This is a genomic window from Nocardioides terrigena (genome assembly GCF_003047265.1).
Lineage (GTDB): Bacteria > Actinomycetota > Actinomycetes > Propionibacteriales > Nocardioidaceae > Nocardioides > Nocardioides terrigena.
Genome location: NZ_PZYY01000001.1, coordinates 726,704 through 749,074 on the forward strand (window position 1 = coordinate 726,704; position 22,371 = coordinate 749,074).

25 protein-coding genes and 1 tRNA gene are annotated in these 22,371 nt (G+C 72.5%); 22 read left to right on the forward strand and 4 right to left on the reverse strand.

The window, feature by feature from the left end:
* The first annotated feature begins 11 nt into the window (after positions 1–11).
* The 12 genes from mfd (at position 12) to DAE25_RS03425 (ending at position 11,439) form a co-directional block, all read left to right on the forward strand.
* Positions 12–3,587: a transcription-repair coupling factor gene (gene mfd, locus DAE25_RS03370; protein WP_107764769.1), complete on the forward strand. Its 3,576-nt coding sequence runs from the start codon at positions 12–14 to the stop codon at positions 3,585–3,587.
* Complete coding sequence (locus tag DAE25_RS03375; RefSeq protein WP_107764770.1) at positions 3,584–4,276, forward strand: hypothetical protein; 693 nt, start codon at positions 3,584–3,586, stop codon at positions 4,274–4,276. The genes mfd and DAE25_RS03375 overlap by 4 nt, the downstream gene beginning before the upstream one ends.
* 4 nt (positions 4,277–4,280) lie before the next feature.
* Positions 4,281–4,934, forward strand: coding sequence for a MazG family protein (locus DAE25_RS03380; protein ID WP_234410817.1), 654 nt, complete (start codon positions 4,281–4,283; stop codon positions 4,932–4,934).
* 90 nt (positions 4,935–5,024) lie between these two features.
* Entirely contained in the window at positions 5,025–6,302 is a 1,278-nt protein-coding gene (gene eno, locus DAE25_RS03385; RefSeq protein WP_107764771.1) for a phosphopyruvate hydratase, read from the forward strand.
* Between the two features lie 19 nt (positions 6,303–6,321).
* Positions 6,322–6,915, forward strand: a complete 594-nt coding sequence (locus DAE25_RS03390) for an FtsB family cell division protein (RefSeq protein ID WP_107764772.1) — start codon at positions 6,322–6,324, stop codon at positions 6,913–6,915.
* Positions 6,912–7,436, forward strand: a complete 525-nt coding sequence (locus DAE25_RS03395; RefSeq protein ID WP_107764773.1) for a DUF501 domain-containing protein — start codon at positions 6,912–6,914, stop codon at positions 7,434–7,436. Before DAE25_RS03390 ends, DAE25_RS03395 begins: the two co-directional genes overlap by 4 nt.
* Positions 7,429–8,349, forward strand: a complete 921-nt coding sequence (locus tag DAE25_RS03400) for a Ppx/GppA phosphatase family protein (RefSeq protein ID WP_107764774.1) — start codon at positions 7,429–7,431, stop codon at positions 8,347–8,349. The genes DAE25_RS03395 and DAE25_RS03400 overlap by 8 nt, the downstream gene beginning before the upstream one ends.
* A 12-nt stretch (positions 8,350–8,361) precedes the next feature.
* Positions 8,362–9,216, forward strand: coding sequence for a uracil-DNA glycosylase (locus tag DAE25_RS03405; protein ID WP_107764775.1), 855 nt, complete (start codon positions 8,362–8,364; stop codon positions 9,214–9,216).
* Entirely contained in the window at positions 9,213–9,731 is a 519-nt protein-coding gene (locus tag DAE25_RS03410; RefSeq protein ID WP_107764776.1) for a glycine cleavage system protein R, read from the forward strand. Before DAE25_RS03405 ends, DAE25_RS03410 begins: the two co-directional genes overlap by 4 nt.
* A gap of 14 nt (positions 9,732–9,745) precedes the next feature.
* Positions 9,746–10,285 carry a peptide deformylase gene (locus DAE25_RS03415; protein ID WP_107764777.1) on the forward strand — a complete coding sequence of 180 codons (540 nt, stop codon included), beginning with the start codon at positions 9,746–9,748 and terminating at the stop codon, positions 10,283–10,285.
* Between the two features lies 1 nt (position 10,286).
* Positions 10,287–10,363, forward strand: a tRNA-Leu gene (locus DAE25_RS03420).
* A gap of 173 nt (positions 10,364–10,536) precedes the next feature.
* Entirely contained in the window at positions 10,537–11,439 is a 903-nt protein-coding gene (locus DAE25_RS03425) for a Bax inhibitor-1/YccA family protein (RefSeq protein ID WP_107764778.1), read from the forward strand.
* A 19-nt stretch (positions 11,440–11,458) separates the two neighbouring features.
* Here the strand turns inward: DAE25_RS03425 and DAE25_RS03430 are convergent, their stop codons facing one another.
* Entirely contained in the window at positions 11,459–12,574 is a 1,116-nt protein-coding gene (locus DAE25_RS03430; protein ID WP_107764779.1) for an SGNH/GDSL hydrolase family protein, read from the reverse strand.
* A gap of 40 nt (positions 12,575–12,614) precedes the next feature.
* On the opposite strand from DAE25_RS03430, the gene DAE25_RS03435 reads away from it, so the two are divergent.
* Positions 12,615–14,018 (forward strand): cystathionine beta-synthase, encoded by a 1,404-nt coding sequence (locus DAE25_RS03435; protein ID WP_107764780.1) that lies wholly within the window; start codon positions 12,615–12,617, stop codon positions 14,016–14,018.
* Between the two features lie 5 nt (positions 14,019–14,023).
* Positions 14,024–14,473: a hypothetical protein gene (locus DAE25_RS03440; RefSeq protein WP_107764781.1), complete on the forward strand. Its 450-nt coding sequence runs from the start codon at positions 14,024–14,026 to the stop codon at positions 14,471–14,473.
* Here the strand turns inward: DAE25_RS03440 and DAE25_RS03445 are convergent.
* Positions 14,460–15,320, reverse strand: a complete 861-nt coding sequence (locus DAE25_RS03445) for a cobalamin-binding protein (protein WP_107764782.1) — start codon at positions 15,318–15,320, stop codon at positions 14,460–14,462. The genes DAE25_RS03440 and DAE25_RS03445 overlap by 14 nt on opposite strands.
* A 23-nt stretch (positions 15,321–15,343) precedes the next feature.
* Between DAE25_RS03445 and DAE25_RS03450 the strand changes: the two genes are divergently transcribed.
* The 5 genes from DAE25_RS03450 to DAE25_RS03470 all read left to right on the forward strand — a co-directional run bounded on the left by DAE25_RS03450 (position 15,344) and on the right by DAE25_RS03470 (position 19,247).
* Complete coding sequence (locus DAE25_RS03450) at positions 15,344–16,120, forward strand: sulfite exporter TauE/SafE family protein (RefSeq protein ID WP_325050359.1); 777 nt, start codon at positions 15,344–15,346, stop codon at positions 16,118–16,120.
* A gap of 35 nt (positions 16,121–16,155) precedes the next feature.
* Positions 16,156–17,202 carry a YihY/virulence factor BrkB family protein gene (locus tag DAE25_RS03455; RefSeq protein WP_107764783.1) on the forward strand — a complete coding sequence of 349 codons (1,047 nt, stop codon included), beginning with the start codon at positions 16,156–16,158 and terminating at the stop codon, positions 17,200–17,202.
* Positions 17,199–17,810, forward strand: a complete 612-nt coding sequence (locus DAE25_RS03460) for a YigZ family protein (RefSeq protein WP_107764784.1) — start codon at positions 17,199–17,201, stop codon at positions 17,808–17,810. Before DAE25_RS03455 ends, DAE25_RS03460 begins: the two co-directional genes overlap by 4 nt.
* Positions 17,811–17,892: 82 nt before the next feature.
* Complete coding sequence (locus DAE25_RS03465; RefSeq protein ID WP_325050360.1) at positions 17,893–18,486, forward strand: hypothetical protein; 594 nt, start codon at positions 17,893–17,895, stop codon at positions 18,484–18,486.
* A 38-nt stretch (positions 18,487–18,524) separates the two neighbouring features.
* Complete coding sequence (locus tag DAE25_RS03470; protein ID WP_107764785.1) at positions 18,525–19,247, forward strand: VOC family protein; 723 nt, start codon at positions 18,525–18,527, stop codon at positions 19,245–19,247.
* A 168-nt stretch (positions 19,248–19,415) separates the two neighbouring features.
* On the opposite strand, the gene DAE25_RS03475 is transcribed toward DAE25_RS03470, so the two are convergent.
* Positions 19,416–19,778, reverse strand: coding sequence for a YchJ family protein (locus DAE25_RS03475; protein WP_107764786.1), 363 nt, complete (start codon positions 19,776–19,778; stop codon positions 19,416–19,418).
* Positions 19,779–19,877: 99 nt separating this feature from the next.
* On the opposite strand from DAE25_RS03475, the gene DAE25_RS03480 reads away from it, so the two are divergent.
* Positions 19,878–20,411: a DinB family protein gene (locus tag DAE25_RS03480; RefSeq protein ID WP_107764787.1), complete on the forward strand. Its 534-nt coding sequence runs from the start codon at positions 19,878–19,880 to the stop codon at positions 20,409–20,411.
* Between the two features lie 30 nt (positions 20,412–20,441).
* On the opposite strand, the gene DAE25_RS03485 is transcribed toward DAE25_RS03480, so the two are convergent.
* Positions 20,442–20,828, reverse strand: coding sequence for a VOC family protein (locus DAE25_RS03485; RefSeq protein WP_107764788.1), 387 nt, complete (start codon positions 20,826–20,828; stop codon positions 20,442–20,444).
* Positions 20,829–20,981: 153 nt separating this feature from the next.
* On the opposite strand from DAE25_RS03485, the gene DAE25_RS03490 reads away from it, so the two are divergent.
* The gene (locus DAE25_RS03490) at positions 20,982–21,638 is read left to right on the forward strand and encodes a response regulator (protein ID WP_107764789.1); all 657 of its coding nucleotides are present in this window, start codon (positions 20,982–20,984) and stop codon (positions 21,636–21,638) included.
* A gap of 128 nt (positions 21,639–21,766) precedes the next feature.
* Complete coding sequence (locus DAE25_RS03495) at positions 21,767–22,357, forward strand: hypothetical protein (protein ID WP_082599971.1); 591 nt, start codon at positions 21,767–21,769, stop codon at positions 22,355–22,357.
* Positions 22,358–22,371 lie beyond the last annotated feature (14 nt).

Here is a 22,371-nt window from a genome sequence, read left to right on the forward strand (position 1 = left end):
GAGAGGACCCGATGACCACGCTCACCCGTGTGGCCGACGACCTGCTGGCCGGACCCGTGCTGGCCGAGGCGATGGCCGACGCCCGCGACGTCGCCACCCTCGACCTGACCGGCCCCGCCGCCGTGCGTCCCTTCGTCATCCGAGGACTGGTGGAGGCGGGTCGCACCGTGCTGGCCGTCACCGCGACCGCGCGCGAGGCCGAGGACCTCGTCGAGGAGCTGGTCGACCTCGTCGACCCGGCGCGCGTCGCCCACTACCCGAGCTGGGAGACGCTGCCCCACGAGCGGCTGAGCCCCCGCAGCGACACCGTCGGCCGGCGGCTGGCCGTGCTGCGGCGGCTGCGCCACCCCGGCACCGACGCGACCAACGGGCCGCTCTCGGTGGTCGTCGCGCCGATCCGGTCGATCCTCCAGCCGCAGGTCAAGGGGCTGGCGGACCTGGAGCCCGTCGAGCTCGTCCCCGGCCAGACCACCGCCCTCGAGGACGTCGTCCGCGGTCTCGCCGACGCGGCGTACACGCGGGTCGACATGGTCGAGAAGCGCGGCGAGTTCGCCGTCCGCGGCGGCATCGTCGACGTCTTCCCGCCCACCGAGGAGCACCCGCTGCGGGTGGAGTTCTGGGGTGACGACGTCGAGGAGATCCGCGCCTTCGCGGTCGCCGACCAGCGCACCATGGGCGCCGTCGAGCGCCTGTGGGCGCCGCCGTGCCGCGAGCTGCTGCTCACCGAGGACGTACGCCGCCGCGCCGCCGAGCTGGGCCGGGCGCACCCGCAGCTGCTCGAGCTGACCGACAAGATCTCGGCCGGCATCGCCGTGGAGGGCATGGAGTCGCTGGCGCCCGCGCTCGTCGACGAGATGGAGCTGCTGGTCGACCTGATGCCCGACGACACCACGGTGCTGGTGCTCGACCCCGAGCGCGCCCGCAGCCGGGCCCACGACCTGGTCGCGACCAGCGAGGAGTTCCTCGGTGCGAGCTGGGCGGCCGCGGCGAGCGGCGGCCAGTCGCCGATCGACCTGTCCACCGCGTCGTACCGCGAGGTCGCCGACGTCCGCGAGCACGTCATCGACCGCCGGCTGGCCTGGTGGAGCGTGAGCCCCTTCGGCATCGAGACGCCCGAGGACGCCGGTGTCGACCTCGACGTCATGGTCGGCGCCGTCCGGTCGCGGGCCCTGGAGGCCCAGCCGGCCGAGGCCTACCGCGGCGACCTCGAGCGGGCGGTCGCCGACATCCGCGGCTGGCTCGCCGACGGCTACCGCGTCACGGTCGTCCACCCCGGCCACGGCCCTGCGGAGCGGATGGTCGAGGTGCTCGGGGAGCACGACGTCCCGGCGGGCCTGGACGCGGTCGGCGACGGCGTCGTCACCGTCACCACCGGCTGCATCACCCAGGGCCTCGTCGACCCGTCCGTGCGGGTCGCCCTGGTCACCGGCGAGGACCTGAGCGGGCAGAAGGCCTCCACGCGCGACATGCGCAAGATGCCGGCCCGCCGCAAGAAGCAGATCGACCCGCTCGAGCTCAAGGCCGGCGACTACGTCGTCCACGAGCAGCACGGCGTCGGCCGCTTCGTCGAGATGATGCAGCGCGAGATGGCCGGTGCGACCCGCGAGTACCTCGTCCTGGAGTACGGCGCGTCCAAGCGGGGCGCTCCGCCGGACCGGCTCTTCGTGCCGGCCGACACCCTCGACCAGGTCACCCGCTACGTCGGCGGGGAGCAGCCCAGCCTCGACCGGCTCGGCGGCGGCGACTGGACCAAGCGCAAGAACCGTGCCCGCAAGGCGGTCCGCGAGATCGCGGCCGAGCTGATCAAGCTGTACGCCGCGCGGCAGGCGACCCAGGGCCACGCCTTCGGCCCGGACACCCCGTGGCAGCGCGAGCTCGAGGACGCCTTCCCCTTCAACGAGACCCCCGACCAGCTGAGCACCGTCGACGAGGTCAAGGCCGACATGCAGCGCACCGTGCCGATGGACCGGCTGGTGTGCGGCGACGTGGGCTACGGCAAGACCGAGATCGCGGTGCGGGCGGCGTTCAAGGCGGTGCAGGACGGCAAGCAGGTGGCCGTGCTGGTGCCGACGACGCTGCTCGTGACCCAGCACCTGAGCACCTTCGCCGAGCGGATGAGCGGCTTCCCGGTCGTGCTCAAGGGGCTCTCGCGCTTCCAGACCGACAAGGAGGCCAAGGAGGTCATCGACCAGCTCGCCACCGGTGAGGTCGACGTCGTCGTGGGCACCCACCGGCTGCTCAACCCCGACATCCGGATGAAGGACCTCGGCCTGATCATCGTCGACGAGGAGCAGCGCTTCGGTGTCGAGCACAAGGAGCAGATGAAGCGGCTGCGCACCTCGGTCGACGTGCTCTCCATGAGCGCGACCCCGATCCCGCGCACCCTCGAGATGGCGGTCACCGGCATCCGCGAGATGTCCACGATCACCACGCCGCCGGAGGAGCGCCACCCGGTGCTCACCTACGTCGGTGCCTACGAGGACCGCCAGGTCGTCGCCGCCGTGCGCCGCGAGCTGCTGCGCGAGGGACAGGTCTTCTTCATCCACAACCGGGTCAACTCCATCGAGAAGGCCGCGGCGCACATCCGCGAGCTCGTCCCCGAGGCGCGGGTGGCGACGGCGCACGGCCAGATGGGGGAGCACCAGCTCGAGCGGGTGATGCTCGACTTCTGGGAGAAGCGCTTCGACGTGCTCGTCTGCACGACGATCGTGGAGTCCGGCCTCGACGTCTCCAACGCCAACACGATGATCATCGAGCGCTCCGACACCCTCGGCCTGTCCCAGCTGCACCAGCTGCGCGGTCGGGTCGGCCGATCCCGCGAGCGCGCCTACGCCTACTTCCTCTACCCGGCGGAGAAGCCGCTCACCGAGACCGCCCACGAGCGGCTCGCGACGCTGGCCCAGCACTCCGACCTCGGCGGCGGCATGGCGATCGCCATGAAGGACCTCGAGATCCGCGGCGCCGGCAACCTGCTCGGTGGCGAGCAGTCCGGCCACATCGCCGACGTCGGCTTCGACCTCTACGTGCGCCTGGTGGGGGAGGCCGTGCAGGACTTCAAGGGCGATGCCGAGCCCGAGGTCAACGAGGTCCGCATCGAGCTCCCGGTCGACGCGCACCTGCCCCACGACTACATCCCCTCCGAGCGGCTGCGGCTCGAGATCTACAAGCGTCTCGCGGAGGTGCGCTCCGACGAGGACGTCGACGGGCTGCGCGAGGAGCTCGTCGACCGCTACGGCGAGCCGCCGGCCGTCGTGGAGTCGCTGATGGTCGTCGCGCGGTTCCGCGCCCGGGCCCGGGCGGCCGGGGTCTCGGAGATCACCCTCGCGGGCAAGAACGTGCGGTTCGCACCCGTCGACCTGCCCGAGTCGCGCGTCGTACGCCTCAACCGGATCTACCCCCGGTCGATCGTCAAGGCGCCGGTGAGCACGATCCTGGTGCCGCGCCCGCAGACCGCCGTGGTCGGGGGCAGGCCGATCACGGGCATCGCCCTGCTTGAATGGGCCCGTGGTGTGATCGACACCATCATCGACCCGCCCGAGGCGAGGCAGTCCGGGCAGCCGCACCAGTCGTCGAGGAGTGACGCGTGAGCAAGACCCGTCTGACAACCGTCCTGCGGACGGCGGGGGCCGCCGCCCTCTCCGGCCTGGTCCTCACCGGCTGCGGCAGCGCCCAGCCCGGCGTGGCGATCGAGGTCGGCGACGAGACGATCTCCACCCGCACCGTCGACCGCGCCTCGGGCCACGTGTGCACCGCGCTCGGCGACGAGTTCAGCGCCAACGGCACCGTGGTGCCGATGGGCTTCGTCCGCCAGGGCGTCGTGCAGCTGATGACGCTGTCGTCGACGGCCGAGCAGATCGCCGACGAGTACGGCGTGGAGCCGGGCGCGACGTACGAGCGCGACCTCGCCTCCCGTCGTCGCGCCGCCGAGGCATTCCCCGAGGAGGTCCGTGAGGACTACGTCGAGGTGATGACCGCCAACGCGCTGGCCACCGACATCCTCGAGCAGGTGGGCCGTGCCCAGCTCGTCGCGGAGGGCTTCGAGGAGCCGACCGTCGACCAGATCACCCAGGCGGGCACCGACATCTTCACCTCGTGGCCGGACGCCAACGGGGTGACCATCGACCCGCGCTACGGCGTGGAGATGGTCGACGGCTCGCTCACCCCGTCCGACACCAACCTCTCGGTCGCGGTCGGCGAGACGGCACTGGCGGGCCTGGCGACCGAGCCGGACGCCGCCTACGCCAACACGCTGCCCGAGATCCACCGCTGCGGCTGACGCCGTGGGACCGGAGCCCGCGTCGGGGGAGTCCCTGGTCGACTTCGTCGCGGTGATGCGAAGGCTGCGGGCCGAGTGCCCGTGGAAGGCCGCGCAGACGCACGGCTCGCTGGCGCGCTACCTCCTCGAGGAGGCGCACGAGACCCTCGAGGCGATCGACGCGGGCGAGCTGTCCGGCGACTGGGACCACCTGCGCGAGGAGCTCGGAGACCTGCTGCTCCAGGTCTACTTCCACGCCGCGATCGCCGAGGAGCGCGGCGGGTGGACCATCGACGACGTCGCCGCCGACATCGTGGCCAAGCTGCGCCGCCGCAACCCCCACGTCTTCGGCGAGCCCACCGGGGAGACCCTCACCGCCGAGGAGGTCAACGTGGAGTGGGAGCGCCGCAAGGCGCAGGAGAAGTCCCACCGGACGTCGGTCACCGAGGGGCTCCCGCCCGGTCTGCCCGCGCTGCTGATGGCCGACAAGGTGCTGGACCGCCTCGAGCGGGCGGGACGTCATGAGGACCGGTTGCCGGCGCGACCGGCTCCCATGACGTCCGACGAGGTCGGCGACCGGCTGCTGGCGCTGGTCGCCGAGTCGCGCGCCGCCGGCGTCGACCCCGAGCAGGCGCTGCGCCACGCCGTACGCCGCACGGTCGCCGACGCCGAGGAGTGACGGCCCCCGAACGGCCCCGCCGGCACGGGTGGCGGCGGGTCTAGGCTGAGGTCGCACGTGACCCCACCCACGACTTCCCAGGAGCAACCTGTGGCATCCATCGCAGCTGTCGGCGCCCGCGAGATCCTCGACTCCCGAGGCAACCCCACCGTCGAGGTGGAGGTCCTCCTCGACGACGGCGCGTTCGGTCGCGCCGCCGTGCCCAGCGGTGCCTCCACCGGCGCCTTCGAGGCCGTCGAGCTGCGAGACGGCGGCAAGCGCTACCTCGGCAAGGGCGTGCAGAAGGCCGTCAAGGGCGTCACCGAGGACATCGCGGGGGTGATCGTGGGCCTCGAGGCCGACGACCAGCGCCTCGTCGACCAGGTGATGCTCGACCTCGACGCGACGCCCAACAAGGCCAATCTCGGCGCCAACGCCATCCTCGGCGCCTCGCTCGCGACCGCCCGGGCGGCGTCCGAGTCGGCCGGCCTCCCGCTGTTCCGCTACGTCGGCGGCCCCAACGCGCACCTGCTGCCGGTGCCGATGATGAACATCCTCAACGGCGGGTCCCACGCGGACTCCAACGTGGACATCCAGGAGTTCATGATCGCCCCGATCGGCGCCGCGACCTTCGCCGAGGCGCTCCAGCAGGGCGCCGAGGTCTACCACGCGCTCAAGGCCGTGCTGAAGAAGAAGGGCCTCGCCACCGGCCTCGGCGACGAGGGCGGCTTCGCTCCCGACCTCTCCTCCAACCGTGCCGCGCTCGACCTGATCGCGGAGGCGATCAAGTCCGCCGGCTTCAAGCTCGGCAAGGACTTCGGGCTCGCCCTCGACGTCGCGGCCAGCGAGTTCCACGACAAGAAGAAGTACGCCTTCGAGGGCGCGAAGAAGTCCTCGGACGAGATGATCGCCTACTACGCCGAGCTCGTCGCGGCCTACCCGATCGTCTCCATCGAGGACCCGCTGGACGAGGACGACTGGTCGGGATGGCAGACGCTCACCGCCCAGCTCGGCGACAAGACCCAGATCGTCGGCGACGACCTGTTCGTCACCAACGTGGAGCGCCTCGGTCGCGGCATCGCGGAGCAGTCCGCCAACGCGCTGCTGGTCAAGGTCAACCAGATCGGCTCCCTCACCGAGACCCTCGACTCCGTGGACCTCGCGCACCGCAACGGCTTCCGCTGCATGATGAGCCACCGCTCGGGCGAGACCGAGGACACGACCATCGCCGACCTCGCCGTCGCCACCAACTGCGGCCAGATCAAGACCGGCGCGCCGGCCCGCTCCGAGCGGGTGGCCAAGTACAACCAGCTGCTGCGCATCGAGGACGAGCTGGGTGACGCGGCTCGCTACGCCGGCGCGGGCGCGTTCCCCCGTTTCAAGGGCTGATCGGGGCAGACTGCTCCCCATGGCTCCACAGCGTCGTACTCCCCGGGGTGGACCCGGCGGGACCACGGGGCCCGGCTCGCGCACGCAGCGCGGCCGGTCCGCCGTGTCCCGACCGACCACCCCGGCGGAGGCACGCCCCGGCGCCGACGCCAGGTCGCGTCGCCCCCGGCTCACCGGGCGCGCCGCGGTGCTGGTGCTCGTCCTGGCGGTGCTGACGGTGTCGTACGCCTCGTCGCTGCGGGCCTACATCCAGCAGCGCTCGCACATCTCCGACCTCAAGACGGCGATCGCCGAGCGCGAGGCGAGCATCAACGACCTCGAGCGCGAGAAGCAGCGCTGGGAGGACCCGGCCTACGTCAAGGCCCAGGCCCGTGCCCGCTTCGGCTACCTGATGCCCGGGGAGACCGGCTTCCAGGTGCTCGACGAGAACGGCCAGCCGCTCGAGCAGCAGGCCACCCTCAACGACCCCGACGACGTGCTCCGGATCGAGCCGACCGCCTGGTGGTCGCCGGCCTGGGACTCCGTGGAGCTCGCGGGCACCCCGCCCGCGCCCCAGCCCGAGACCCCGTCGGTCATCGACGGCGTCAAGCTCGACAAGTCCGGACAGCAGTGACCCCTCCAGCAGACCCCGCCGACGTCGCCGCGGTCGCGGCCCAGCTCGGCCGGGAGCCCCGCGCCATCCACGAGATCGGGCACCGGTGCCCGTGCGGCAACCCGGATGTCGTGACCACGCTGCCGCGGCTGCCGAACGGCACGCCGTTCCCCACGACCTACTACCTCACCTGCCCGCGCGCGGCCTCGCGCATCGGCACCCTCGAGGGCTCCGGCCTGATGAAGGAGATGCAGGACCGCCTCGGCCAGGACCCCGAGCTCGCGGCCGCCTACCGTGCCGCCCACGAGGCCTACCTCGCGGTGCGTGACGAGCTCGGCGCAGGTGCCGGGCAGGAGGTCCCCGAGATCGAGGGGATCAGCGCCGGCGGGATGCCCGACCGGGTCAAGTGCCTGCACGTCCTCGCCGGCCAGTCCCTGGCCCAGGGCCGCGGGGTCAACCCGCTCGGCGACGAGGTCCTCGACCTGCTGGGCGAGTGGTGGGCCGGCGGCCCCTGCGTCGAGCGGCCCGGCTCGGATGACTGAGCTCGTCGGCGCGATCGACTGCGGCACCAACTCCATCAAGCTGCTCATCGGCACCCCGCCCGACGTCGTGCTGCGCGACTCCCGGGTGGTGCGGCTCGGCCAGGGCGTCGACACCACCGGCGAGCTGGCCGCCGAGGCGCTGGCCCGTACCTTCTCCGCCGTCGACGAGTTCGCCGGGGTGCTGCGCGAGCACGGCGTGCCGCCGGAGCGCACCCGGTTCTGCGCCACCTCGGCCACTCGCGACGCCCGCAACGCCGCCGTCTTCGTCGAGGGGGTCCGCGCCCGCCTCGGCGTCACCCCGCAGGTGCTGTCCGGGCCCGAGGAGGCCGCCCTGGTGTACGCCGGCGCGATCGGCGCGCTGTCCCCGATGCCGCCCGAGCCGGTGCTGGTCGTCGACATCGGCGGTGGCTCGACCGAGCTGGTAATGGGCGAGGACGGACCGCAGGAGTCGACGTCGATGGACATCGGGTCGGTGCGCCTGCACGAGCGGCACCTGCACTCCGACCCGCCGACCGTCGAGCAGGTCACCGAGTGCGTCGCCGACGTCGTGCGCCACCTCGACGGGTCCGGCCTCGAGGTCGAGCTCGCCCGGACGGTCATCGGCACCTCGGGGACGATCAAGACGATCGCGTGCGGCGTCCTGGACCTGCCGGCCTACGACCGCGACGCCTTCGACGGCGCCGAGCTCTCCATCGCGGACACGCTCGACTACTGCGACCGGCTGGTGGCGATGAGCGTCGCCGAGCGCCGTGCGCTGCCCTACATGCACCCGGGGCGCGCCGACGTGGTCGCGGCCGGGGCCCTCGTCTGGACCGGCATCCTGGCGCGTGCCACGGTGCCGACCTACCGCGTCTCCGAGGCGGACATCCTGCACGGCATCGCGGCCTCCATCGGCTCGTCGACCGGGTCCTGAGCGAGGCCGCTCGTGGGTGCCGTCGACCTCCCGCACCCGCTCACCGGGCAGGCGTTCCCCTCCCCGGTGCCGCCGGGCACCGGCTGGCCCGAGGACCCCGCGGCTCCAGGCACACGGGCGGCGCGCTCCGCCGGCGGCGTACGACGCCTCGCGGCGACCGACGACCTCGCCGAGCTCGAGGCGCGCGTCAGCGTCTGCTCGGCCTGCCCGCGGCTGGTGCGCTGGCGCGAGGACGTGGCCCGCGACAAGCGGGCGTCGTTCGCCGACCAGCCCTACTGGGGCCGCCCCATCCCCGGGTGGGGTGACCCCCGGGCCCGGATCCTGGTCGTCGGGCTCGCGCCCGCGGCCAACGGCGGCAACCGCACCGGCCGGGTCTTCACGGGCGACTCCAGCGGCGACTGGCTCTTCGCCAGCCTGCACCGGGTCGGGCTCGCGACCATGGCGACCAGCACGCACGCGGGTGACGGGCAGCGCCTCCTCGACACCCGGATGGTCGCCACGGTGCGGTGCGCGCCCCCGGACAACAAGCCGACGCCGGAGGAGCGCGACACCTGCGCCCCCTGGCTGCACACCGAGCTGCGGCTGCTCGCGCCGTACGTCCGCGTGGTCGTCGCCCTCGGCGCCTACGGGTGGGCGGGAGCGCTCACCGGGCTGGCCGGGCTGGGCCTCGACGTGCCGCGGCCGCGGCCGCGCTTCGGGCACGCCGCCGAGGTGGGCATCGGCGGCGTGACCCTGCTCGGGAGCTACCACCCGTCGCAGCACAACACCTTCACCGGCCGGTTGGCGCCGGACATGCTCGACGGGGTGTTCCGCCGGGCGCAGGCGCTGGCGGCAGGGCCGGCGGGCGCTGACACAATGCCTCGGTGACCCTCCTCGCCATCACCGTCCTCGGCCACGACCGTCCGGGGATCATCGCCGGGACGACCGACCGGATCGCCGGGCTCGGCCTCAACCTCGAGGACTCGACGATGACGCTGCTGCGGGGTCACTTCGCCATGACACTGGTGTGCGCGGGCGGTGCGAGCGCCACCGAGGTCGAGGAGGCGCTGGCTCCGCTGGCCGCCGACGGCAGCCTGACCGTCACGGTCCGCGAGCTGCCCGACCAGCAACCCCAGGGACTGGTCGGCACCCAGTGGGTGCTCACCGTGCACGGCGGTGACCGGCCCGGCATCGTGTCGGCCGTCATCGGCGAGGTGGCCGAGGTGGGCGGCAACGTCACCGACTTGACCACCCGCCTGGCCGGCGAGCTCTACCTGCTCATCGCCGAGCTGGACCTCCCGGCGTCGGTCGACACCGACGCCCTCGCGGTGGCACTCCGGTCGGTGGCCGACCAGCTCGGCGTCGGCGTGACCCTGCGGCCCGCGGAGTCCGACGAGCTGTGACCACCCACCCACGAGTGGCGGCCTGGTCCGAGGCCGACCTCGACGTCGTCGGGCGCGTCCGCGACGTCGTACGCGCTCCGGCCCGGGTGCTGTCGACCGACGGCGGCCGGGTCGACCCGACCGCGCCCGAGGTCGTGCAGCTCGCCGCCGACCTCGTCGCCACCATGCGGGTCTCGCCGGGATGCGTCGGCCTCGCCGCCCCGCAGGTGGGGGAGGGGGTCAAGGTCTTCTGCGTCGACGTCTCCGCGCACCCGAAGACCCGCGACCACCACGGCACCTTCGTGCTCTGCAACGCCGAGGTCGTGGAGTCGAGCCGCAACGAGAAGGCCCGCGAGGGCTGCATGAGCGTCCCCGACCTCACCGGCGACGTGAAGCGCCCGAGCCGGGTGGTCGTCCGCGGCCAGCTCCCGGGGACGGGGGAGGAGGTCGTGCTCGAGGCCAACGCCTTCGAGGCCCGCGCCCTCCAGCACGAGATCGACCACTGCGACGGCCTGTTGTTCCTCGACCGCGCGGCGGGAGCCCACGCGATCTACGCTCGCCAGACCTACCTGTAGCGCCCCGGTATCCCAATCGGCAGAGGAAGCGGTCTTAAAAACCGCGCAGTCTGGGTTCGAGTCCCAGTCGGGGCACCACCACGTCGTACGCCGCCCGCGACACACCCTGGAAGATCCGACGGCCGTGGGCCGTCGGATCTTCCGGGTTGTGCGTGTGACCCGTGGGAACACCGGGGTGCGCTCGCGCGTTTGGAATGACGTGCACCTGAGTAAGGTGGGTGCATCCACACCGGCCTCCAAGGAGAGACCACATGAAGAGCAACAACCCCATCTTCGCCCGGTCCGAGCAGTTCAACGGCACGGGCTCCAACGCCTACGGCAACCAGACCTACGCCGGCGGCGGCCAGACCCAGCAGGGCTACGCCCAGGCGCCCCAGTCCGGCTACGGCCAGACCGACCCGTCCCAGTGGGGCACCGGCACGCCGACGACCCCCGAGGTCGACGGCGGTCGGATGACCGTCGACAGCGTCGTGCAGAAGACCGCCGTCACGCTGTTCGTGGTGGTCCTCGCCGCGGCCGCGACCTGGTTCTGGACCGGTGACTCGATCACCGAGGCCGGGACGGAAAACCCCGACGCGATCAACAAGCTCTACCTCGCGCTCATGGTCGGCTCGTTCGGCGCGTTCGCGCTGTCGCTGGTCAACTCGTTCAAGCGGGTCATCAGCCCCGCGCTGGTGATCGCGTTCGCCGCGCTCGAGGGTGTCTTCCTCGGCGCGTTCTCCAAGTTCCTCCCGCTGGTGGCCGGTGTCAGCTACGACATCGTGGTGCAGGCCGTGATCGGCACCTTCGCCGCCTTCGCCGGCACCCTGGCGACCTACAAGTTCTTCAACATCCAGGTCGGCACCCGGTTCCGCACGTTCGTCGTCGCTGCCATGTTCGGCATGCTGGCGCTCGGCCTGCTCGAGATGGTGCTCGGCTTCTTCGGCAACCAGATCGGCTTCTTCGGCTTCGGCGGCATGGGCCTGCTCTTCGCCGTCGGCGGCCTGGTGCTCGGTGTGTTCATGCTGATCCTCGACTTCGACTTCGTCGAGAAGGGCGTGGCCGCCGGCCTCCCCGAGAGCGAGTCGTGGCGTGCGGCGTTCGCGCTGACCGTCAGCCTCGTCTGGATCTACACCAACCTGCTCCGGATCCTCGCGATCTTCTCGCAGGACTGATCGATCGACCCGGACCGGGTCACCGCATCTCCGCCGGCCTCTCGTCCTCGGACGAGGGGCCGGCGTCATGCTGTCCGGGGTCGGGTACGCCGTCCGCCCGGGCGTCCTGGGGAGCCTCCTGGGGGGCCTCGCCCTCCGAGGTCTCCGGCGACTCGGTCTCCCCGCCGGGACGGCGGCGACGACGGCGCAGCTCGACCCACCGGCCGCGCAGCCCGCGCTGCGACCCGGACACCTCGGTGCCGTCGAGCTCGGTGCCGGGGTTCTCGACTGCCCGGGCGGCCGCGGCGGCCACGGGCATGACGCCCTCCCCGCGGAAGGCCTCGGGCAGCGCCTCGTCGTCGGGGCCGAGCCCGAGCGCGGCCAGCGTGGAGGGGATGAGCACTGCCGCGAGCTGGCGGTAGCCGTCGGCGCTGGGGTGGAACTGGTCGGGGCCGAAGAGCAGGGCCGGTGCGGCGGCGAACTCGGGGCCCAGCACCGACCCGATCGAGACGGTGCGCCCGCCGGCCTCCACGACGGCGATCGTCTGCGCGGCGGCCAGCCGGCGCGACCACGAGCGGGCCACCTGCTTGAGCGGGGGTGCGATCGGCTTGATGGTGCCGAGGTCCGGGCAGGTGCCGACCAGGACCGCGATCTCGGCCTCGCGGAGGCGGCGTACGCCCTCGGAGAGGTGCCGCACGGACTGCGACGGGGTGACGGTGTGGGTCACGTCGTTGGCACCGATGAGGATGACGGCGACGTCGGGGTGGGTCGCGAGCGCCGCGTCGACCTGGCTCGCCAGGTGGCTGGACTGGGCGCCGACCACCGCGTGCTCGCGCAGGTGCACGCGCCGGTGGGCCTGCGCCGCGACCCCGCTGGCCAGGTGGGCACCGGGCGTGTCCTCGACGCGCTCCACGCCGTAGCCGGCGGCACTCGAGTCACCGAGCAGGGCGATCCGGATCGCCGGGCCGGGCCGGCCTCGGCCGTACCAGCCGGTCGCGTCGGGCGGCGGCTCCTCGGTGATGATGCCGATCGTCCGGCGGGCGAGCTTGGCCTCGGCGACCAGCACGCCGTACAGGCCGGCACCCAGCACCGAGAGGCCTCCGCCACCGAAGGCGGCGGCGGAGGCGAGCTTGCGAGCGGCGGCTGCGGTTCCCACGACTTCATGTTACGGGCCGGTATCTGGCTAGATTGGCAGGGTGAAGTACGCGAATTCCCTGCTCGACCTCATCGGCGACACCCCGCTGGTGCGGCTCGACCGCTCCCTGGACCTGCCCACCCCCGCAGACGGCCCCCGATCGGGACCCCTGCTGCTCGCCAAGGTGGAGTACCTCAACCCCGGCGGGTCCGTGAAGGACCGCATCGCGACGCGCATGATCGAGGCCGCCGAGGCCTCCGGCGCCCTGCAGCCCGGCGGGACGATCGTGGAGCCGACCTCCGGCAACACCGGTGTCGGGCTGGCGATGGTGGCCCAGCAGAAGGGCTACAAGTGCATCTTCGTGTGCCCCGACAAGGTCAGCGAGGACAAGCGCAACGTGCTCAAGGCGTACGGCGCCGAGGTCGTCGTCTGCCCGACGGCGGTCGCGCCCGAGCACCCGGACTCCTACTACAACGTCTCCGACCGCCTCGCCTCGCAGCCCGGCGCCTGGAAGCCCGACCAGTACTCCAACCCGCACAACCCGCGCTCCCACTACGAGACCACCGGTCCGGAGATCTGGGAGCAGACCGACGGCAGGATCACCCACTTCGTGGCGGGCGTCGGCACCGGCGGCACGATCAGCGGCATCGGTCGCTACCTCAAGGAGCAGAACCCCGACATCCAGGTGATCGGTGCCGACCCGGCCGGATCGGTCTACTCCGGTGGCAGCGGGCGCCCCTACCTCGTCGAGGGCGTGGGCGAGGACTTCTGGCCGGAGACCTACGACAGGTCGATCGCCGACCGCATCATCGAGGTCTCCGACGCCGACTCCTTCGCCTTCACCCGCCGCCTCGCCCGCGAGGAGGCCATGCTGGTCGGCGGCTCGTCCGGGATGGCGGCGTACGCCGCGCGCCAGCTCGCCCACGAGCTCGCGGCCGAGGGCCGCGACGACGCGGTGATCGTCGTCCTGCTGCCCGACTCCGGCCGCGGCTACCTCACCAAGGTCTTCAACGACGCGTGGCTGGGCCAGTACGGCTTCGCCACCGAGGGTGACTCCGACTCGCGCACGGTGGGGGAGGTGCTGCGCGGCAAGTCCGGGCGGCTGCCCGACCTGGTGCACACGCACCCCTCGGAGACGATCGCCGAGGCGGTCCACATCCTCCAGGAGTACGGCGTCTCGCAGATGCCCGTGGTCCGCGCCGAGCCGCCGATCGTGGCGGCGGAGGTGGCCGGCTCGGTCTCCGAGCGGGCGCTGCTCGACGCGCTCTTCGCCGGGACGGCCAAGCTGACCGACCCGGTCGAGGACCACATGTCGGCGCCGTTGCCGTCGATCGGCTCCACGTCCCCGGCCCGCGAGGCCGTGCACCTGCTGGAGAAGGCCGACGCGGCGCTCGTCCACGAGGACGGCAAGCCCGTCGGGGTCATCACCCGGCAGGACCTGCTGGCCCAGCTGGCGAAGGGCTGAGGCGGATGCGTTCCCACGTGACCCGCCGCGCCCGCACGCGCGCCGCCGCGCTGCTCCTCGCCCCGGTGCTCGCGCTGTCCGCCGTCGCCTGCAGCGAGGACGAGCCGGTCGACCCCGAGGCCCCCGTCGACGTGGAGGTGGGCGAGAAGTTCTCCTGGAACGGCTTCACCGTCCCCGCCGGCTGGGAGTACGACACGATCACCGAGACCGTCGCGCTCGAGGAGCAGACGCACCCGCTGGTGCGGGCCCGCGTCGTCAACGACGGCGACGAGGCGCGCTCCGCGCTCTTCGAGTTCGTCTTCGTCGCCGAGGGTGAGGCGCTGGCCACGGTCCGGTGCAACTCCACCGAGGAGCTGGCCCCCGAGCAGGAGGGCGACCTCTTCTGCCCGGGCTACGGCGAGCCGGTGCCGGAGGGCTACGACACCGTCGTGGTGCAGCCGGTCACGCGGTCCTGACGACCGACGAGAGCTCCTCGGCGAGCTCCTCGATCCCGTCTATGAGGCGGGTGCCGGGGCGCGCCCACGAGGCGTTGGCGTCGACGGCGTGCACGGGCACCCCCTCGGGGAGCACGCCCGACGCGACCAGCTCGTCGGCGAGCGCCTGCGACCCCTCGCGGTCGTAGCCGCACGGCGCCACCACGACGACGTCGGGGCGCGCGGCGTGGACGTCCTCCCACGTGATGCGCACGCTCTTCTCGCCGGCGGTGCCGAGCACCGGGTCCCCGCCGGCGAGGTCGACCATCTCGGGGATCCAGTGGCCGGGCGCGAACGGTGGGTCGGTCCACTCCAGCAGCACGACGCGGGGCCGCGGGCGGGTGCCCACGCGTCGTACGACGTCCGCGAGACGCCGGTGCGTCTCCTGCACGAGGGCGTCGGCCTCGACCTCGCGGCCGGTGGCCCGGCCGAGCACCCGGACCGACTCCAGCACCTCGGCGAGGGTGTGGGGGTCGATCGTCAGGACCTCGGCGGTGCAGCCGAGGTGGGCCAGCGCGTCGTCGACCACGGACACGTCGACCGCGCACACCGCGCACAGGTCCTGGGTGACCACCAGCTCGGCGTCCAGGCCGGCGAGGGCGCCCTCGTCGAGGTGGTAGAGGTCGTCGCCACGCTCCATCGCGGCGGCCACGAAGTCGTCGATCTCGCGCGGGGTCAGCCCCTCCGGCATCGCGCTCGTGGACACGATCGTGCGCCCGCGGGCCTCGGCGGGGTGGTCGCACTCGAAGGTCACTCCGACGACGTCATCACCCGCCCCGATCGCGAAGAGGATCTCGGTGGTCGAGGGGAGCAGGGAGACGATGCGCACGCGCTCCAGCCTAGGGTGACGGTGTGGAGCCGACGACCGAGACCGTGCTCCTCCTGATGCTCGCGGCCCTGGCCGCCGGCTTCGTGGACGCGGTGGTCGGTGGCGGCGGCCTCATCCAGCTCCCGGCCCTGCTCATCGGCCTCCCCGGCGCCTCGGTGGTGCAGATCGCGGCGACCAACAAGCTCGCGTCCTTCTGCGGCACCTCGATCAGCGCGGCGACGTACTACCGCCGGGTCCGGCCCGACCCCCGGACCTTCCTGCCCCTGATGCTGGCGGCCTTCGCCGGGTCGTTGGGCGGGGCCTTCGTGGCCTCGATGCTGCCCCGCAGCGCCTTCGACCCGATCATCCTGGTGGTCCTCGTCCTCGTCGGCGCCTACGTCTGGTTCAAGCCGTCGGTGGGCACGCTGACCAACCTGCGCTTCAGCGGCGGGACCCACGTCTCGGCGGTCGCCGTCACCGGTCTCGCGATCGGCTTCTACGACGGGGCGATCGGGCCCGGCACCGGGTCGTTCTTCGTCTTCGCGCTCGTGGGACTGCTCGGCTACAACTTCCTCGAGGCGTCGGCCAAGGCCAAGCTCGCCAACTGGGCCACCAACCTGGCCGCGCTCGTCGTCTTCATCCCGATGGGGGCGGTGATGTGGAAGCTCGGCCTGGCCATGGCCGCGGCCAACATCGTGGGCGGGTACGTCGGGGCCCGCGTGGCCGTCGCCCGGGGTGCGAGGTTCGTGCGGATCTTCTTCCTCGTCGTGGTCGCGGGCTTCGTCGTCCGACTCGGAGGGGACCTGCTCGGCGTCTGGTGACCCGGATGCTGCACCCGCCCCGGTAGCGTGCTGCCGTGAGCGTGGTGGACAAGGCCGACGGCTTCCAGCGGAGGCACCCGGTGGTCGGGTTCCCGCTCGCGGTCGTCTACAAGTTCTTCGACGACCAGGGCAACTACCTGGCCGCGATGCTGACCTACTACGCGTTCGTCGCGATCTTCCCCCTGATGCTGCTGGGCACCTCGATCCTCGGCTTCGTGCTCGGGGCCAAGCCGGAGTGGCAGGAGGAGATCCTCGACTCCGCCCTCGCTCAGTTCCCGATCATCGGCGACCAGCTCGGCCGTCCCGAGGGCCTGCGCGGATCGGCGGCCGGCGTGGCCTTCGGAACCCTGGCCGCCCTGTACGGCGCGCTGGGCTTGGCCCAGTCGCTGCAGAACGCCATGCACGTGGCCTGGTCCGTGCCGCGCAACTCCCGGCCGAATCCCTTCTACTCCCGGCTCAAGAGCCTCCTCCTGCTCCTCACCGCGGGCTTCGCGCTGCTCGGGGTCTCGGTCCTGTCGACGGTCGCGAGCACCACGACGACGTTCTTCGAGCAGGGGGAGCGCTGGCTGCTGCAGCTGGTGACGGTGCTCGTCGTCGGCGTCGGGCTGACGGTGCTCTTCCGCTTCGCCGCGACCGGGCAGCACAGCTTCCGCCGGGCCGCACCCGGCGGCTTCTCCCTCGCGGTCATGTTCCAGCTGCTCCAGCTCGGTGGCGCGCTCTACGTCTCCGAGGTCCTGGTCGGCACGACGGCGATGACCAAGACCTTCGGACTCGTGCTCGGTCTCGTCGGCTTCCTCTTCATCGGCGCGGTGATGGCGGTGCTGGCCATGGAGATCAACGTCGTCATCGCCCGCGAGCTCTACCCCCGGGCCCTGCTCACCCCGTTCACGGACGCGGTCGACCTCACGCCGGCGGACCGCCGCGCCTACGCTTCGTACGCCCGGATGCAGCGTCACAAGGGTTTCGAGAAGGTGTCGGTGTCGTGGGAGGAGCCCGCGCCCGCCGTCGTGGCCGAGCCCGACCCCGAGCCCGAGCCCGCGGCCGTGCCCGAGCAGGAGCGGCTCGCGGACCCCGCTCCGTGACGTCGTACCTCACCCTGGCGCGGGACGCGACCGCCGAGGTCGAGGTGAAGCGCTCCCGCTTCCTGTGCACCCTGCGCCGGGTGGACGACGAGGACGCGGCGCGTGCCGTGGTCGCCGAGCTCCGCGCGCAGCACTGGGACGCCCGGCACCACTGCTCGGCGTTCGTCATCGGCCCGCGCTCGGAGCTGCAGCGCTCGAGCGACGACGGGGAGCCCGCCGGCACGGCCGGGGCCCCGATGCTGGAGGTGCTCCGCGGCGCCGGCGTCTCGGACGTCGCGGCGGTGGTCACCCGGTGGTTCGGCGGCACCCTGCTCGGCGCCGGCGGCCTCGTGCGGGCGTACGGCGACGCGGTCCGGGGCGCGCTCGTGGAGGCGGGTACCCGGCGCCGGGTCCTGCTCACCGAGCTCGCCCTGGTGGTCGGCCACACCGACGCGGGGCGGATCGAGAGCGAGCTGAGGACACGGGGCGTGGAGGTGCTGGACGTGGAGTACGCCGCCACGGTGCGGCTGCTGCTCGGGTCGACCGACCCGACGGTGGTGGAGGCACACGTGGCGGCGCTGACCTCCGGCACGGGCACGGTCGAACGCGTCGGGGAGCGCTGGGTCTGAGATCCCCTGCCGCGGTCGGGAATGTTTCGCGGTCTCGTATGTTGTTACGATGTAATCATGTAATGACAGCAAGGAGATCAGGATGAACGCCACCGATGACAACACCGGACGAGGCCGCGGACGCCGCGGCGAGGGCCGCGGACGCGGCGAAGGCCGCGGGCGCCGCGGGGGCTGGCAGGTCGCGGACCTGCCGGATGCCGACGACGCCCAGGACTGGTTCGCCGGGCGGCTGCCCGACGGCTGGTTCGACGGCGTGGAGGTCAGCGTGGACCGCGAGGAGATCGTGGTCATCGGCACGCTGGCCGCCGAGGGGGACCTCTCGCCCGCCGAGGCCGAGGGACGGATCGGTCGCTTCCGGTCCGAGACCCGCGAGCAGCGGATCGAGATCGCGCTCGAGGCCGAGTCCCGCTACCAGCGCAAGGTCTCGTGGGGCGCCAGCCTCGGCGGCACCACGGCGCTCTTCACCCACGTGGCCGCCCCGGTCATGACGCGGCTGCGCCAGCCGGAGCGGCAGGTGCTCGACACCCTCGTCGACGCCGGTGTCGCCCGGTCGCGCTCCGACGCGCTGGCGTGGTCGGTCCGCCTGGTCGGCGAGCACGCCGACGAGTGGCTCGGCCAGCTGCGCGACGCGATGTCCGAGGTCGACAAGCTGCGGGGTCAGGGACCCACCCTGTGACCAGTGACGTGCCGGCCCCGGGTGTCTAGGGTCGGCACGTGTTCTGGTTGAGCGCCTTCATCGACGTGCCCGCGGACCGCTTCGAGGAGACGGTGTCCTTCTGGTCCGCCGTCACCGGGTGGTCGACGTCCCCGCGCCGCGGCGCGGACGACGAGTTCCTCACCCTCGACCCGGGCGACGACGCCGACGACCACCTGCGCATGCAGCGGCTCGCGACCGGGGAGGCCCGGATCCACCTCGACGTGCACGTGGACGACCCGCGCGCCGAGGCCGACCGTGCGGTGGTGCTGGGCGCCACCGAGGTCGTGGACCAGGGGTACGTCGTCCTCGAGTCGCCCGGCGGGCTGACCTTCTGCCTCGTCACCCACCCGGCCTCCCGGCCGGCGCCGCCCGCCCGCTGGCCGGACCTGTCCAGGAGCCTGGTCGACCAGGTCTGCCTCGACGTGCCCGCATCGTCGTACGACGCGGAGACCGGCTTCTGGCAGGAGCTGCTGGGCTGGCAGCGGACGGGCTCGTCGTTCCGTGAGTTCGAGCGCCTCGCCCGGCCCGACGGACAGGCCCTGCGGATCCTGCTCCAGCGTCTCGACGACGAGGCCGGCGCTGCGCGGGCCCACCTCGACGTGGCGTGCAGCTCGCGCGACCGCGAGGTCGTCCGGCACGCCTCGCTCGGCGCGCGGCTGGTCGCCGAGCACGAGGCGTGGACCGTGATGGCCGACCCGGCGGGGCTCTCCTACTGCCTCACCGACCGGTCGCCGCAGTGACGGGAGCCGCCGCGGGCTGACGCTGCACCTCGGCGTCGCCGATCGGGCGCGGTCACCTGCGCACGTGCGCAGGTATGTCGGGTGGCCTGGGCGGGTTCCCTGCGCGGGTGCGCAGGGAAGGCCTGTCGAGGCCGCCCCAGAGCTGCGCACCTGCGCAACACCGCCTTGTCAGCCGACGGCGGCGACGTACACCCAGCGCCCGCCGCGCAGCTCGAAGACGCTGCGCTCGTGCAGCACCCCCGGGCCGTCCGGCGTGAGGTGGTGCGCGCGGAACTCCACCTCGTCACCGGTCGCGTCGAGCACCTCGAGCCGGGTCCACGTGAGCCCGGGCGCCGGCGTCACGTCGTCCGGGCGGGTGCGCGGGTGCCAGGTGCGGAAGACGTGGTCGAGCTCGCCGAGCGCGTACGCCGAGTAGCGCGACCGCATCAGCTGCTCGGGGGTCGAGGCGAGGGCGGTGCCGCGGTGCAGCGGGCCGCAGCACGCGTCGTACGCCGCGCCCGAGCCGCACGGGCAGGGACGGGTGAGGTTCACCCGGTCGACCCTACGACCGCGGGACCGATACCGCGGGACCGATACCGACGGACCGAAACCCGGGTGCCGTGGCCGCTCCGCCCCGCTAGCGTGCCCGCCATGTCGAGCTATCCGCGCAACCCGCCGTTCGCCGCCGACGAGGTCACCATGCTCCGGAGCTGGATCGACTACTACCGGGACACGATCCGCACCCAGACTGCGGGACTCGACGCCGCGCAGCTGGCCGCGACGATCCCCGGCCACCCGGCCGTGATGACGCTGGGCGGGATGGTCAAGCACCTCGCCTTCGTGGAGCAGTGGTGGTTCACCATCGCGCTGCACGACCGGCCACCGGTGGGCTTCTGGGCCGACGTCGACTGGGAGGCCGACGAGGACTGGGACTGGAGCTCGGCACGGCACGACAGCCCCGAGGAGCTGCGGGCGATGTACGACGCGGAGGTGGCCAGGTCCGACGCGGCGCTCGACGAGGCGCTGGCCGCCGGTGGTCTCGACCAGCCGGGCAGGCGGGCTCGCAGCGACGGCTCCGTGGCGACGCTGCGCTGGATCCTCGTGCACATGGTCGAGGAGTACGCCCGGCACGCCGGGCACGCGGACCTGATCCGCGAGTCCGTGGACGGCGCGGTCGACCTCTGAGGCACCCGTCAGGGCCGTGTCAGGGCCGTGTCAGGTCAGGTCCTCGTGCAGGCACAGGACGTTGCCGTCCGGGTCCTTGAACCACGCGGCCTTCTCGTCGCCGAACTCGCAGACGTGGTCCACGGTCTTCAGGTCGGGCAGGTCGTAGTCCTCGAAGACGACCCCGCGACCCTCCAGGGTGCGGATCTCCGCGGTGACGTCGTCGACCTCGAAGCTCATCGCCGTGCTCTCGGACGGCTTGCTCTCGGGACGGGGCAGGAGCACGAGCTGAGCGTCGCTCCCCACGGCGAACATCGCACTGCCCTCGTCGTTGGTTCCGGTGAACTCGAGCCCGAGCGACTGCTGGTAGAACCGGGTGGCGCGGTCCACGTCGGTGACCGGGAGCATCAACGCGACCCCGCTGTGGGCGAGTGACATGCTGCGCCTCCTTCGTTCCCACCATCGTCCGCCCCGCCCCTGCGGGACGCCATGACCCAACAGGGCCAGTGCGGCCGCACGGGGGCCTGTGCGGGTCGTGGCGCCACGCGGCGTACGTCGAGCGCCGCACGCCGGACGCGCGGATCTGCTGGAATGGGCCCCGTGACCCAGCCGATCCGCGTGTACCTGCTCGACGACCACGACGTCGTACGCGAGGGACTGCGGTTCCTCCTCGAGCGCCAGGACGACATCGAGGTGGTGGGCGACTCGGCCTCCGCGGTCGAGGCCACGGCCCGGATCCCGGCGCTGCGTCCCGACGTCGCCGTGCTCGACGGCCGCCTCCCGGACGGCTCGGGGATCGAGGTGTGCCGGGCGGTGCGTGCGGTCGACCCGACGATCCGCGCCCTGATCCTCACGTCGTACGACGACGACGAGGCGCTCTTCGCGGCGATCATGGCCGGCGCCTCCGGCTACGTCCTCAAGGAGATCCGCAGCAGCGACCTCGTCACGGCGGTGCGCCAGGTCGCGGCCGGCAACTCGCTCATCGACCCGGCGCTGACCGCCCGGGTGCTGGAGCGGGTGCGCAACGGTCCGGCGACCGCCCCTGAGCTCGCGGAGCTCACCGAGCAGGAGCTCAAGCTGCTCGGCCTGATCGCGGAGGGACTCACCAACCGCCAGATCGGCGAGCGGATGTTCCTCGCCGAGAAGACGGTCAAGAACTACGTGTCGAGCATCCTCGCCAAGCTCGGCCTCGAGCGGCGTACGCAGGCGGCGGTCCTGGCCTCCAAGCTGCTGGGTCCCGGGACCTAGGGGGCCCCCGGCCGGGGGGACCTTCGGCGTCGCGGTGGGGACCTCGTCCCCTGCCCCCGACCCCGGTCCCGGCGCGAGAGTGGAGGTGCAAGGACAACCGGCACCACCTACCTGTGAAGGGGCTCGTCATGGCCGTCATCCATCGTCACCACCACCTCACCACCGAGGGCGTCACCACGTCGGAGACCGCGGAGACGGCCACCGGCCTGGACCGTGCGATCGCCGCGCTGCGGATCGCCTTCGGCTTCACGTTCCTCTGGGCGTTCCTCGACAAGACCTTCGCCCTCGGCTTCGCCACCGGCAAGGACGAGACCGGAGCCGTCGACTACTTCGGCGACGCGGCCTGGATCAACGGCGGCAGCCCGACCGAGGGGTTCCTCTCCTTCGGCGTGCCGGCGGACAACCCGTTCAAGGAGATGTTCAACTCGATGGCCGGACAGGCCTGGGTCGACTGGCTCTTCATGCTCGGTCTCCTCGGCATCGGCGTGACCCTCCTCCTCGGGGTGGGCATGCGGATCGGCACGGCAGCCGGTGCCCTGATGTACGCGTTCATGTACCTCGCGGTGCTGCCGCTGGAGAACAACCCGATCGTCGACGACCACCTCATCGGTGTCATCTCGATGGCCGTGCTCTTCTTCGCCGCAGCGGGTGCCACCTGGGGCCTCGGTCGCCAGTGGCGCAAGACCAGCCTGGTGCAGAAGTACCCCGTCCTGAAGTGACCTGACAGGACCCC